The following is a 12,369-nucleotide window of genomic DNA, read 5'->3' on the forward strand; positions in this document are numbered from 1 at the left end:
GGTGGGTGGAACAGAAAAACGGAAAACATCAACCCGCCATGCGGGCGATGGAAACGGTGGCGTTGCGCCCGTCGGGCCCGCGCAGGCGGTGCTTCTCGACGAGCAGCGCCGAGGCATCGGGCGCGCCCGCGGCCAGCAGCGCGGCGGCCTCGCTGACCGAGGGCGTGCCCATGTAGCGCAGCACGGTCTCGGACGGGTTGGGCACGGGCACGGCCGCGAGCTGCGCGGCGCTGAACCAGCGCAGCGGCCAGCCGTGGCGGCCGGCCAGCGCCAGGAAGGCGGCCTCGTCGGCCTTGGCCTCGATGCTGGCGGCCACGGCCACCTGCGCGATCTGCGCGCCGGCCCGGGCCAGCGCTTCGCGCAGGCAGGCGTCCACGGTCGCTTCGGGCGTGCCGCGGTCGCAGCCCAGGCCCACGGCCAGCAGGGGGCCGGCCGTCATGGGGCGGTGGCCTCCACGGGCGGGCGATAGACCACAAGGCGCTCGTGCAGCGCCGCCCAGCGCTCGGGGCCGACCTCGGCGTGGGTGATCCACAGCACGGCGCGGTAGCGCTCCAGATCGACATCGTCCAGCCGGTCGAAGCATGCGATGTTGGCGGGCAGCGGCGTGGGGCGGTTCCACCACTGGCGGCTGCCGGCCTCCTGCACCACGGCGATGGGCTCGCCGTTGACCACGTGGGCCGACACGCGCGTGATGTTGATCTTGGGCGCCTCCACGCGCCAGCCCAGGTGGCGGCCGAGGATGTCCACGGGGATGGTCTTGCCCACGTCGGACGCGGTGGTGAGCACCGGCGTGGCGCCGATGAGCGCGGCGATGCGCTCGCTCCACTCGTTGGCGCCGCCCACGTGGCCCGAGAGCACAGGGATGACGAACTGGCCGGCATCGTCCACCACGGTCACGCCGGGGTCCTCGTCTTTCGACTTGAGCACCGGCGCGATGAGCCGCACCACGGCGCCCAGCGAGACGAAGAAGACGAGCTGGTCATAGGCCGCGAAGAGCGGCGCGATCTCGTCGCGCAGCGCGCCCTCGTAGGCGCGCACCGTGTTGGGCAGGCCCTCGAAGGCGCCGGCGAACTTTGCGGCGGTGCAGACATGGGCCTGTGGCACGTCGCGCGCGAGCTGCGCGGCCTGCGCGGCGCCGTGGCGCGTGATGGCGACGAGGCAGACGCGCACGTCCTGCGGCGCGAGGGCCGGGGCGGAGAGAACGATGGGATCGGAAGGGAGGGTCATTCGTCGGTGTCCTCGGTGGCGGGCGATGCCGCTCCGGCCGGCCCGCTCTTGCGCAGGCAGCCCTGGATGCGTTCGCCGCGCACGCGGTGGGGGGTTTTGATCAGCATCAGCGAGAGGTAGCTCACCTTGGTGCCGCGCAGCAGCGGCAGGTCGGGGCCGGCCACGCGGCGCTCGTCGGGCGCGCCCACGCGCTCGATGAAGCTGGCATGCGGCAGCAGCGCGCGGCGCTCCAGCCAGTCGATGAGGTCGTCCATGAGCGGCTTGACCTTCATGAGCACCAGGGTGTCGAAGTCGGGCAGCAGCCGGTCCACCGCGCCCACGCCGTAGGCGGCGGGCACGATGGCGATGGTGTCGTCCTGCTCGGCCAGCGGCCAGCCCACGCTGGCGCTGGCGGCGGCGAAGGCGTTCACGCCGGCGATCACGGGGGTGTCGATGCACGCGTCCAGCGCGCGCACGGTGCGCGCGAGGTGGCCGAAGGTGGCGTAGGTGCTGGCATCGCCCTCGACGAGGAACAGCACGTCCTGCCCGGCCCGCAGCCAGGGCAGCACGGCCTCGGCGGCGCGCATCCAGGCGCGGGCGAGCTTCTCGCCGTCGTGCGTCATCGGGAACAGCAGCACCTGATGCGTGGCGGGGGGCGCGAGGCCCGCGCGCTGCACGATGTCGAACGCGTAGCTGGGTGTCTTGGTGCTGCGCGCGGGGTAGGTCCACACCGCGTCGGTGCGGGTGAGCTGCGCCCACGCGGCGCGCGTGATGAGGCCCGGATCGCCCGGGCCGAGGGAGACGCCGATGAGCCGGCCGGGGGTGGCGGAGGTCATGCGGCGCCCTCCCCGCCCTGCGCGGTGCCAACGGCCGCAGTGGCAGCGGCCTGCGCGCAAACGATCCACACCGGGTTCTCGGCCGCCATGCGGTGCATGTGCAGGATGGGCTTGCTGCGCGCGGCCTGCAGCTGCAGCACGTCCCACGCGGCGCCGGCCGCCTGCAGGGCCTGCGTGGCGGTGGCGAGGTTCTCCAGCGTGACGAAGTTCATCACCAGCCAGCCGCCCGGCCGCAGGCGCGCGAGGCACAGCGCGATCAGCTCGGCCAGCTCGCCGCCCGAACCGCCGATGAAGACGGCATCCGGGTCGGGCCAGGCGTCCAGGCCTTCCGGCGCCTTGCCATGCGCCAGCGTGTGGTTGGAGACGCCGAAATCACGCACGTTGCGGCGCGCGATCTCCACATCGCCCTCGTTCTTCTCGATGGCCCAGACGTGGCCCTGGGGGCAAAGGCGCGCGGCCTCCAGGCCCACGGAGCCGCTGCCCGCGCCGATGTCCCACACGCGGCTCGCGGCGCGCAGCTGCATGCGCGCGAGCGACACGGCCCGCACCTCCTGCTTGGTGATCAGGCCCTTGTCGGGCTGGCGCTGGTGGTAGGCCCCGTCGGGCAGGCCGAAGCGCACCGGGTCGGGCCGCTGGCGCGTGCGCACGAGCAGCACCACGTTGGGGTCGGCGAAGTCCTGCGCGGCGGCCTCGGCGGGCGCGAGGTCGGCGCACACGCGCTCATCCGGCGTGCACAGGCGCTCGGCCACGCTGATCTGGAAGTCGCCCTCCAGGCCCTCGGCCACCAGCAGGCGGGCGATGCGCGCGGGCGTGTTGTCGGGGCTGGTGAGCACCGCCAGCCGGTCGCGCGCGCGCACGGCCTGCGCCAGCGCATGCAGGCCGTGGGTGGGCGGCGCGCCCACGGCCCATTCGCCCGCATCCTTGGCGTGCACGGAGACGATGCGCGCGTCCTGCCAGGCGAGCCCCAGGCGCGCGCAGGCGAGCTGCAGCGTGGAGACGTTGGGCATCACCTCCAGCGCCTGGATACAGAGGCGCGAAGCCAGGTAGCTCGCGATGCCGTGGCACAGCGGATCGCCCGTGGCCAGCACCACGCAGGACTGGTGCGCGGCGCGGGCCTCGGCGATCCAGCCGGGCACGGCCGAGAGGCAGCCGGTGAGGTCGCGCCGCACGGCGTGCGGGGCGATGTCGTCTTCCAGCAGGGCCAGCGTGCGCGTGCCGCCGATCACGAGGTCGGCGCGGCGCAGCAGCGCGAGCGCGGTGGCGCCCAGGCTGGCGGCGCCGTCGTCGAGCACGCCGATCACGCGGCAGGGCTGGGGGTCTTTCTCGATCAGGGTCATGCGGAGGCGGGCGGCCCGGAGGCGGCCTCGGTGATCTTGGTGCCGTCGAAATCGCAGACGAGCACGGTGAGGTGGAAACGGTCGCCGTAGCGGTCGGGCGCGGTGAGCGTGCGCACCACGGCCTGCGCCAGGGCGGTGTGGAAGGCTTCGCCGAGGCCCAGGGCCTGCATGCGCTCGGCGCCGAAGCGGGCGGTCTCGGCGGCGGCGATCTCGGCGCACACCTCGGGCGGCGCGCCCACGCCAGCGGCCAACTCGGCCAGCAGCCCGGTATCGACCTCGGCGCGGTTGGCGTGGGTGATGGTCTCGCCCTGCGCGATCTTCGTGAGCTTGCCCACCATGCCGCCGATGACGACCTCGCGCAGCCCTTGCGCCACGGCCTCGTCGAGCGCATAGCGCAAAAAATCGCCCATCTGCACGAAGCAGGCGGCCGGCAGGTGCGGGCGCTCCTTCATCGCGAATTGCTCGGTGCGCCCGCCCGTGGTGAGCACCACCACGCCATGGCCCAGCGTGGCCGCCACCTGCACGCCCTGCACCACGCTCGCGCGGTAGGCGGAGGTGGAATACGGCTTGACGATGCCGGTGGTGCCCAGGATGGAGATGCCGCCCAGGATGCCCAGGCGCGCGTTGAGCGTCTTCTTGGCCATCTCCTCGCCCTGCGGCACGGAGATCGTGACCTCCAGCCCGGCATGCGCGAGCAGCGCCTCGCCCACCGCGCGCACGTTCTCTTCGATGTTGCGGCGGGGCACGGGGTTGATCGCGGGGCCGCCCACTTCCAGGCCCAGGCCGGCCATGGTCACGGTGCCCACGCCGAAGCCGCCGCGCAGCACGAAATCGCCGGGCCGGCCGGGCAGCAAGCGCACGTCGGCGGTGAGGTGGGCCTTGTCGGTGCAGTCGGGGTCGTCGCCCGCGTCCTTGATGACCATGGCGTGCGCGCACTCGCCCTCGCCCCTCCCCTCGCGGCGCCCGTCCTGCACCGCGAAGCGCACCGTGTCGCCGTTGGGCAGCAGGCAGTCCACCGCGTCGGGCACGGTGCCGTGCACCAGGCCCAGCACGGCCGCGCGCGCGGCCGCGGCCGAGCAGGCCCCGGTGGTGAAGCCGGTGCGCGTGCCGCGGCGGACGGTCTTTTCCATCATGGCGGGGTCAGCCTCCGGTTACACCCTGCTTTTGCCGCGCTTCTGCCAGCGCCAGCAGCGCGTGCAGCGCGGCCACCACCAGCGTGGAGCCGCCCTTGCGGCCGCGGATCACGATCCACGGCACGGCATCGACCTGCGCCATCAGGTCCTTGGATTCGGCGGCCGAGACGAAGCCCACCGGCATGCCCACCACCAGGGCCGGGCGCACGCCCTCCTCGCGGATAAGGCGCACCAGCTCGATGAGCGCGGTGGGCGCATTGCCGATGCCCACCACCGCCCCCTCCAGCAGACCCAGCCGATGCGCCTTGCGCATGGCCTGCACGGCGCGGGTCGTGTCCTCGGCCTGGGCCTCGGCGATCACGTCGGCATCGCTGATGAACTGGTGCGTGCGCATGCCGAAGTGGGCGAGGCGCGGCTGCGAGAGGCCCGAGCAGATCATCTCCACGTCGGCCACCACGGGCGCGGCGCCGCGCAGCATCGCGGCGATGCCGGCCTCCACGGCCTGCGGGTGGAAGTCGGTGAGGCCGTTGAACTCGAAGTCGGCATTGGCGTGGATCATGCGGCGCACGATGGGCCACTGCTGCGCCGTGTAGCCGTGCGGTCCGGCCTCGGCGTCGATGATGGCGAAGCTGTCGTGCTCGATGGCCTGCCCCGCGCGCGTGAGCTGCTCGGTGACGGTGTTGACGGTGCTCATGCGGCGGCTCCGGCGTGGGGTGCATGGGCCACCTGCGTGGCGGCATGCCCATGGCCGTGCGCGTGATCGTGCCCATGGCCCTGCGCGGGAGCATGCGTGTGCTCGTGGCTATGGCCGTGCCCCAGGTCGTGCGCGATCTCGCGGTACTTGCAGCCGTCGCAGGGCAGGCGGCTGTCCGGCAGGCCGGCCACCAGGTCGGCCACGCGCTGCTCCAGCAGGGCGAAGATCTCGGGCTCCATGCCGAAGTGGCGCGACTGCGCGAAGCGCACCTGCGGGTACTGAACCCGCAGGTGCTCCACCTGCCGGCCGATGCGCTGCATCAGCGTGCCGGTGTAGAGGTAGTAGGGCAGCACCACGATCTGCCGCATGCCCAGCAGCACCTGGCGCTGCACCACGCGCTCCAGGCGCGGCCAGGTGATGCCGGTGAAGGCGATCTCCACCAGCTCGTGGTGGCCGTCCTCCTGCAGCCAGCGCGCCATCTTGGCGACGTCGCCGTTGGCCTGCCGGTCGGACGAGCCCCGGCCCAGCAGCACCACGCCGGTGGTGGTGGGATCGGGCACGTCCAGCGCCTGCATGCAGTCGCGCAGCTGGCGCTGCAGGATCTGCAGGATGGGCTCGCAGGCCGTGAGGTGCGGGCCGTAGAGGAACTGCACGCCCGGGCAGTGGGCGCGCGCGTGCTCGATGGATTCGGGGATCTCCATCTTCACGTGGCCGGCCGCGTTCAGGATGAGCGGCAGCACCAGCACGCGGCGGCTGCCCTTCGCGGCCAGCAGCAGGCCGTCGTGCAGCGAGGGCGGCGCGAACTCGATGAAGCACACCTCGATGCGCCAGCCGGGCCGGCGCGCGCGCCACTGGCGCACGAAGGCATGGATCTCGTCGTTGCCCTCGGGCTCGCGCGAGCCGTGGCCGACCAGCAGCACCGTGGTGCCGGTGAGCGCGAGGGCATCGACAGCGCCGGCTGCATGGCCATGATCGTGATCGTGATCGTGATCGTGAGAATGCCCATGGGAATGGCCGTGGGCGTGCGGGGCGTGGAGGTGCGTCATCGTAGGGTGTCCGGCGTGGTGCTGAGGGCGTGCGTGCCGTCCGGCGCATCGCTCGCGCGCCTGAAACGGTGGGTGAAACCCGGGTCGTAGAGTTTGGATTTGGCGAGCTGCGGCCACTGGCGCGCGCCCAGCGTGGGGCTAGCGATGATCATGGCCTGGCTCACCACCTGGGCCTCGCGGCAGCGCTCGCGCACGTCGGCCAGCGTGCAGCGCACGATGCGCTCCTCGCCCGGCCAGGAGGCCTTATGCACCACCAGTAGCGGCGCATCGTCGGCCCAGCCGGCCTCGCGCAGCCCCGCCTGCACCTTGTGCAGCAGCGTGATCGACAGAAAGATGCACAGCGTGCAGTGGTGCCGCGCCAGCTCGGCGAGCGATTCGCCCGGCGGCATGGGCGTGCGGCCCTCCACGCGCGTGAAGACCACCGTCTGCGTGACCTCGGGCAGCGTGAAGCTCTCCACCGCCGCCGCGGCCGACGCCATGGCCGAGGACACCCCCGGCACCACGCGCACCGGCACGCCCGCCGCGTCGAGCGGCTGCACCAGCTCGATGAGCGCGCCGTAGAGGGCCGGGTCGCCCGTCTGCAGGCGCACCACGGTGCGGTGCTTCTGCGCCTGCAGCACGAGCCAGGCGGCCATCTGGTCGAGCGTCATGGACTTGCTGTCGGCGATGGTGCAGCCCGGCGGCGCCCAGCGCGTGGCGGTCTCGTCCACGAGCGAGCCCGCGAACAGGATGGCGCCCGCGCGCTCGACCAGCGAGCGGCCCTTGACGGTGATGAGGTCCGGATCGCCGGGGCCGGCCCCGACGAACCAGACCGTGCCCGGCCCCGCTGCCGCGGCATCGCAGGCCCCGGGGGCGTGCGCCGAAGAATCTGGCATGGAAAGCGACGAAGAAAAAAAGATGCGCCCGAAAGCGCGCCCGGCGCCCTGCCTCCCCGCAGGATCCGTGAATGGAGCGCGCCTGCACGGCGCACCCCCCTGTCGGCCGGTATCCGGGCTGGCGGTGCGGCGGGTGTGCCGGGCTCCCGGGCCCTTCCCGGATGCCGGGAGGCATCCAGTGGGCATCGTTTCCAGGGGCCGAAGGCGACGCCGGAAAAAGCGCGCCTTCCATCGCTGACCGTTGCGGGGGCAGCCCAGGCCGGGGCGCGCGTCCATGGCGGACAGGCCCTTCCTGGTTCCCGTTTAACTGCGCGGCCGGAAGCGGCCGCGCGGGCACCAACGGGCGCGAGTATAGGACGGGTCCGCCCCGGGCGTTCCGGGCCCCGGAGGCATCGCCCCGGTCCAGAAGGTTTCAGGAGTCTTCAGGCGGATTCACGCGCCCGCAACGGACCCCGCGACACAATGAAATGGCCTCAAGAGAGGGGGCGGGAGCCACCGGGTCATTCGGCGGCTCTCTGGATCAACCAACACATTCACATCAAAAATGGCACTTACCAATCTGACCGTTCAAGCCGACGACCGCGCAGGCCCTCTGTACCAGCCGGGCTGGGATTTCTACACCACCGACCTCAACCAGGGCGCGGGCGGCAAGTACATCTATGTCGGCTACCAGCAAGGCACGAACAACCCCATCACCGAGGTGAACTTCCAAGCCTACGACAGTGCGCAGAGCAACTCCATTCCGGGGTGGGAATGGTCCCCCGTGGACCTCAACGAAGGCGCGGGCGGCAAGTACATCTACATGTACTGGAAGCGGGGCGGCGCGAAGCCCGTCACGAACCTGATGTTCCTCGCCCTCAATGAGTCGTCGCCCCCGTCGATCCCGGGCTGGACGCACGTGGGCCCCGACCTCAACGAAGGTGCCGGCGGCGCCTACATCTGGGCCTACTACTCCAACACGATCCAGCTGTCCACCGCCAAGGTGAAGGTCCTGCGCTGACGTGCAGCGGCCCCCGCGGAGCCACGGCTCCGCGGGGGCCTTCATGCCACGCCGTTTTTCCAGCCGCTGCCGCGGCATTGCAGGCTCCGGGCGCATGGGCCGAAGAACCCGGCACGGACAGCAACGAAAAAAACAGGCCCCCCAACGCGCCCGGCGCCTTGCCGGGCAGGCGCGCCGTTCATCGCGGACCGATGCGGGGCACCGCTCCCCGGGGCATTGGAAACAAAGAGAAAAAGAGAGAGGGAACCATGCGACATCCGCAATCCATCCGACGCGCCTGGCTGGCGCTGTCGATCACCGCCGTCCTGTCGGGCCTCGCCGGCCCCGCAGCGGCGGTGGCCACCCGGGCCAGCGCCGCGCCCTCCTGCGCCAGCGGTACCACCGCCACCTTCGGCAGCGGCGCTTCCGCGCCTTCCGTGTGCGGAACGCAGGCCTCCATCACGCCGGCGGGGGCCTCATCGCCCGTCGCGGTGAACACCTACCTCGGCCTCCAGTACGCCACGGCGGCACGGTTCAAGCCGCCGGTGCTGCAGCAGCCCACGGGCAGCAACGTCGCGCAGACCGTGGCCGGGGCCTTCTGCCCGCAGGCCGACCGGCCCAACATCCCGACCGCGGCGCAGAGCGAGAACTGCCTCTACCTGAACGTTTTCACGCCGAATGCGGCCGTCGGCTCGTCCAGCCCGCTGCCGGTGCTGTTCTTCATCCATGGCGGCGCTTTCGTGGAAGGCAGCGGATACATGCCGGTCGGCAAGGGCAATCTCTATGACGGCTCCTACCTCGCCGCGACCGGCAACATGGTGGTGGTGACCATCAATTACCGCCTGGGCGCACTGGGCTTCCTGGCGATCGACAGCGCGGTCGAGAACGCATCGCTGGGCGGGCCGCTGCAGGGCAACTTCGGCATCCTCGACCAGCAGCAGGCGCTGCAGTGGGTGCAGCAGTACATCGGCGCGTTCGGCGGCGACCCTGCCCGCGTCACCGTCGCGGGCGAGAGCGCCGGGGCCATGTCCACGGGGCTGCACCTGTTCGCCGCGCCGAAGAGCGCGCCGCTGTTCCGCGCCGCGATCATGGAGAGCAATCCCGTGGGGTCGGTCTACCGGGCGCTGGACAAGGCGCAGGCGATGGGAAGCGACTTCCGCGGATTGCTGTGCACGCAGATGGGCCTGAAATGCGTGAGCGGCAAGCCCCTCCTGCTGGCCGCCACGGCGCAGCAGATCCTCAGCGCCCAGGCCGGCAAGCTCATTCCCCAGAAGGGCAAGGCGGTCTCGGCCGTGGAGCGGCAGACCACCGCCGTGCGCCCCCTGGCCGGGCTGCTGGGCGAAGCCGCTCCGCAGGTCCGGGACGGCCTGCCCTGGTCGCCGACCCAGGACGGCACGGTCATCGCGGGCCAGCCGCTGGCCGGCTATGCCACGGCATCCATGCCCGCCAAGCCCTTCGTCTTCGGCATCAACCGGGACGAGGGCGCGGTCTTCGCCAACATGGCCTACCTGAAGCTGGGGAACACGTTGCTCAATCCGCTCATGGTCAACCAGGGCATGCTCCCGAGGGTCTGGCAAGGCGACAGCGCGAAGATCCTCGCCTACACCGTCGACACGCAGGGCACGAAAACCACGCCGTACAAGGCCCCCGCCGCCAGCGCCCCGAGCTACATGAACCGCACGGCAGTGACCCTGTCCAGCATCATCAACGACTTCGCCTTCCGCTGCGGCAACCTCGCCATGGCCGACCGCGCAGCCGCGGCCAATGCCAAGGCCAGCCCTGCCCAGCCGGCTTTCGGCTACCTGTTCGCGCAGGCGCCGTTGATCGACCTCTACAGCAGCGGCACGCCCCCGAAGCCGATCCAGGCCTGCCTGCCGGGCAACGGCAACGTCTGCCACGCCAACGAACTGCCGTATGTCTTCAACACCATCGGCACGGCCTATGCCGCCTACACCCAGGGCAGCAAGCCGCCGCCTGCGGCCGACCAGACTCTGGCAACCACGATGGCGGCCGCCTGGGCGAGCTTCGTGAACAACCCGTCGAGCCCCGCGTCCTGGGCGCCGTCCGGCAGCCTGCCGACCACCTGGACGCCCTACGCCGGCACATCGTCGCCCCTGGCGCTGTGGGACACGGCCGGCGCGGGCAGCGTCGCCGCGGCCACGATCGATGCGGAGGCGAACTGCACCGCGCTGTGGAACACGATCGCGCCCATCGCGGGCAACTGAGCGCGGGCCGGGGTGACGGCCCTCCGCTGACGCGCAGCAGCCTCTGCGGAGCCACGGCTCCGCGGAGGCTAAACACCATGCCATTTCCAATCCTTGCCCCGGGAGGCCCCATGCCATCCATCGCCCTGAATTTCCAGAACGACTCCACCATCGCCGACACGAACGTCTACATCGGCTTCTGGGGAAGCACCCTCAACGCCACGCTCAATGGCGCCGCCATGGCGGCCAGCACGTGGTATGCGCTGAGCACCATCGACAGCCTCACCCTCGATGCCACGACCAGCGGGCGCATCTACGTGGGGTACGGCATCGATCCCGCGACCACCGACCCCAACAGCTCGGTGCTGACCGGCAATACCGATCGCTTCGACAAGTTCGAGCTGACCTTCGACGGCTCCAGCTATGGCGTTGCCGATCTGACGGCGATCGATTTCTGGAGCATTCCGATGAGCCTGTCCACACAGTTCCAGGGACAGGCCGTGGACCAGCTCGACGGCGTGAAGAGCGGCGCCAGCGTGAGCGGCATCTACGCCGCGCTGAGCCAGCTCAGCCAGCCCGTGCGGTCCACGCCCACCGCCAAAGGCATCATCGCGGCCTTCGCAGCCCAGGGCACGCCCCTGCCCACGGGCATCCAGACCGCCCTCACCCAGCCGGCCTCCGGTGTCGTCACCAATGCCCAGGGCGGTTTCGTCCGCGTGATCGGCCCCAACAGCTACCCGCCTTTCGGAGACCCTGCGACCAACGCCTATCCCGGCCTGCCCTTCACGCCCTACGACACCTTCGCCGGCTATTTCGGCGACCTCATCGGCACCTTCGGGCCCGGGACCGCGTCGCCCGCGCCCGGGTTCACCACGCTGGGCAACGGGAAGATCGCCCACATCAAGGGCCAGTTCGCCGGCAACCCCCAGGGCTCGGGCACGGCCTGCGAGGCGCAGAGCTACGACCTGTGGGCCAGCATCGATGCCCAGTGCAATCTGACCATCGCGGGCAAGACAAGCCTGATCGACCCGGTGTCGATCACGATCAGCCAATGGAATCTTCTCGACCCCGCATCCTGCTACGGGGCCAACCCCTCGTTCTCGCTGAACGGCGGCGCGCAGCAGACCCCGCAGAACGACGTGTATGCGTGGATCCTCGGGGACTTCTTCGCGGGGCTGAACATCGGCGCCATCGGGTCCGCGCAAACGCTCGACAAGGTGGCCGTCGGCGACATGGCCAGCTCCGAATGGTTCTCCCGGTTGCCGCCCCAGGGACTGCTTTTCGACAAGCTCTGGGGCGCGGGCGTCACCAACCACTGGAACACCTGGGCGCAGGCGCTGAATCCGCTGTCGGACGCCTACAACTTCGCCTTCGCGGAGCGCTTCTCGGCGCCGCTGATCTCGCTGGACCCGGCCCGGGTCGATACGCTCACCCTGACGCTGCTCGATGCCCGCGTGACCGGCTCCTGACCCGCGCGCGGCGGGGCACCGGCGGGAACGGCCGGCCCCGCCGCCGGCAGAGGCTCAGCGCGAGAGCGCGTCCGCCGTGGCCGTGTCCAGCCGCCCCGTCACCGGCAGCCCCTTGTCCTTCTGGTACGTGCGCAGCGCGTTCGCCGTCTTCGGGCCCGCCGAGCCATCGGGCGTGCCCACGTCGTAGCCCAGCGCGTTCAGCCGCGCCTGCGCCTCGCGCACCGACATCGCCGTGCCCGCCTTCGTCTGCGACGGCGCCGCGCCACCATCCACCCCCAGCCGGCCGCCGCCGCCCAGCCCCTGGCCCTGCACGCTCTGCGCCTTGTAGTTGCGCAGCGCCATCACCATCTGGTTGTACGCATCCATGAACGCCGCCGTCAGCACCTTGCCCTGCGACGTGTTCTGGTAGCCGCCCAGCGTGCCCCCCGCCGAGCCCCCGAACAGCCCCCCGAAGCCCGCGAAATCGCTCTTGGAGGCACTGCCCTCCGACACCGACACCTGCACCCCCGAGCGGTTGTCCACCAGCGTCAGCATCGCGCTCGCCTCCCGCGTCTTCAGCGCCCCGCCCAGCGCGCCGATCGCGCGGCCGC

Annotated in this window: 12 protein-coding genes and 1 riboswitch; of the genes, 3 read left to right on the forward strand and 9 right to left on the reverse strand. The window is 71.4% G+C overall.

The features are described from left to right. Positions 1 to 28: 28 nt before the first annotated feature. Genes AX018_RS20295 through cobM form a run of 8 tightly spaced genes read right to left on the reverse strand, consistent with a single transcriptional unit; the run spans position 29 to position 7,127 of the window. Positions 29 to 439: a cobalamin biosynthesis protein gene (locus AX018_RS20295; protein WP_111881116.1), complete on the reverse strand. Its 411-nt coding sequence runs from the start codon at positions 437 to 439 to the stop codon at positions 29 to 31. Then, positions 436 to 1,227, reverse strand: a complete 792-nt coding sequence (locus tag AX018_RS20300; protein WP_111881118.1) for a cobalamin biosynthesis central domain-containing protein — start codon at positions 1,225 to 1,227, stop codon at positions 436 to 438. Before AX018_RS20300 ends, AX018_RS20295 begins: the two co-directional genes overlap by 4 nt. Further along, positions 1,224 to 2,042: a precorrin-2 C(20)-methyltransferase gene (cobI, locus tag AX018_RS20305; RefSeq protein ID WP_111881121.1), complete on the reverse strand. Its 819-nt coding sequence runs from the start codon at positions 2,040 to 2,042 to the stop codon at positions 1,224 to 1,226. Before cobI ends, AX018_RS20300 begins: the two co-directional genes overlap by 4 nt. Beyond that, entirely contained in the window at positions 2,039 to 3,379 is a 1,341-nt protein-coding gene (gene cbiE, locus AX018_RS20310; protein ID WP_111881123.1) for a precorrin-6y C5,15-methyltransferase (decarboxylating) subunit CbiE, read from the reverse strand. Before cbiE ends, cobI begins: the two co-directional genes overlap by 4 nt. Further along, a complete protein-coding gene (locus AX018_RS20315) occupies positions 3,376 to 4,512 on the reverse strand; it encodes a cobalt-precorrin-5B (C(1))-methyltransferase (protein WP_111881126.1) in 1,137 nt (378 codons plus the stop codon). Before AX018_RS20315 ends, cbiE begins: the two co-directional genes overlap by 4 nt. Positions 4,513 to 4,519: 7 nt before the next feature. Beyond that, on the reverse strand, positions 4,520 to 5,206 hold the full coding sequence (locus AX018_RS20320) for a precorrin-8X methylmutase (protein WP_111881128.1): 687 nt from the start codon (positions 5,204 to 5,206) through the stop codon (positions 4,520 to 4,522). Beyond that, entirely contained in the window at positions 5,203 to 6,252 is a 1,050-nt protein-coding gene (locus tag AX018_RS20325) for a sirohydrochlorin chelatase (protein WP_111881131.1), read from the reverse strand. The genes AX018_RS20320 and AX018_RS20325 overlap by 4 nt, the downstream gene beginning before the upstream one ends. Beyond that, positions 6,249 to 7,127: a precorrin-4 C(11)-methyltransferase gene (cobM, locus tag AX018_RS20330; RefSeq protein WP_111881134.1), complete on the reverse strand. Its 879-nt coding sequence runs from the start codon at positions 7,125 to 7,127 to the stop codon at positions 6,249 to 6,251. Before cobM ends, AX018_RS20325 begins: the two co-directional genes overlap by 4 nt. An 87-nt stretch (positions 7,128 to 7,214) precedes the next feature. Further along, a riboswitch (cobalamin riboswitch) is annotated at positions 7,215 to 7,483 on the reverse strand. A 188-nt stretch (positions 7,484 to 7,671) separates the two neighbouring features. On the opposite strand from cobM, the gene AX018_RS20335 reads away from it, so the two are divergent. From AX018_RS20335 to AX018_RS20345, 3 genes are all read left to right on the forward strand, one after another. Continuing rightward, a complete protein-coding gene (locus AX018_RS20335; RefSeq protein ID WP_111881137.1) occupies positions 7,672 to 8,127 on the forward strand; it encodes a hypothetical protein in 456 nt (151 codons plus the stop codon). 248 nt (positions 8,128 to 8,375) lie between these two features. After that, positions 8,376 to 10,331 (forward strand): carboxylesterase family protein, encoded by a 1,956-nt coding sequence (locus AX018_RS20340; protein ID WP_111881140.1) that lies wholly within the window; start codon positions 8,376 to 8,378, stop codon positions 10,329 to 10,331. A 110-nt stretch (positions 10,332 to 10,441) separates the two neighbouring features. Further along, positions 10,442 to 11,779: a glycoside hydrolase 64/thaumatin family protein gene (locus tag AX018_RS20345; protein WP_111881143.1), complete on the forward strand. Its 1,338-nt coding sequence runs from the start codon at positions 10,442 to 10,444 to the stop codon at positions 11,777 to 11,779. A 54-nt stretch (positions 11,780 to 11,833) separates the two neighbouring features. Here the strand turns inward: AX018_RS20345 and AX018_RS20350 are convergent. Next, positions 11,834 to 12,369, reverse strand: a 536-nt coding sequence (locus AX018_RS20350; protein ID WP_146749380.1) for a peptidoglycan-binding domain-containing protein, incomplete at its 5' end; no start/stop codon positions are given.

The sequence above is a fragment of the Paracidovorax anthurii genome, from assembly GCF_003269065.1.
Classification (GTDB): Bacteria; Pseudomonadota; Gammaproteobacteria; order Burkholderiales; family Burkholderiaceae_C; genus Paracidovorax; species Paracidovorax anthurii.

Excerpts from the sequence above, each read along its gene's own strand:
- AX018_RS20295 (WP_111881116.1), bottom strand. The coding sequence starts at position 439 with ATGACGGCCGGCCCCCTGCTGGCCGTGGGCCTGGGCTGCGACCGCGGC.
- AX018_RS20300 (WP_111881118.1), bottom strand. The coding sequence starts at position 1,227 with ATGACCCTCCCTTCCGATCCCATCGTTCTCTCCGCCCCGGCCCTCGCG.
- cobI (WP_111881121.1), bottom strand. The coding sequence starts at position 2,042 with ATGACCTCCGCCACCCCCGGCCGGCTCATCGGCGTCTCCCTCGGCCCG.
- cbiE (WP_111881123.1), bottom strand. The coding sequence starts at position 3,379 with ATGACCCTGATCGAGAAAGACCCCCAGCCCTGCCGCGTGATCGGCGTG.
- AX018_RS20315 (WP_111881126.1), bottom strand. The coding sequence starts at position 4,512 with ATGATGGAAAAGACCGTCCGCCGCGGCACGCGCACCGGCTTCACCACC.
- AX018_RS20320 (WP_111881128.1), bottom strand. The coding sequence starts at position 5,206 with ATGAGCACCGTCAACACCGTCACCGAGCAGCTCACGCGCGCGGGGCAG.
- AX018_RS20325 (WP_111881131.1), bottom strand. The coding sequence starts at position 6,252 with ATGACGCACCTCCACGCCCCGCACGCCCACGGCCATTCCCATGGGCAT.
- cobM (WP_111881134.1), bottom strand. The coding sequence starts at position 7,127 with ATGCCAGATTCTTCGGCGCACGCCCCCGGGGCCTGCGATGCCGCGGCA.
- AX018_RS20335 (WP_111881137.1), top strand. The coding sequence starts at position 7,672 with ATGGCACTTACCAATCTGACCGTTCAAGCCGACGACCGCGCAGGCCCT.
- AX018_RS20340 (WP_111881140.1), top strand. The coding sequence starts at position 8,376 with ATGCGACATCCGCAATCCATCCGACGCGCCTGGCTGGCGCTGTCGATC.
- AX018_RS20345 (WP_111881143.1), top strand. The coding sequence starts at position 10,442 with ATGCCATCCATCGCCCTGAATTTCCAGAACGACTCCACCATCGCCGAC.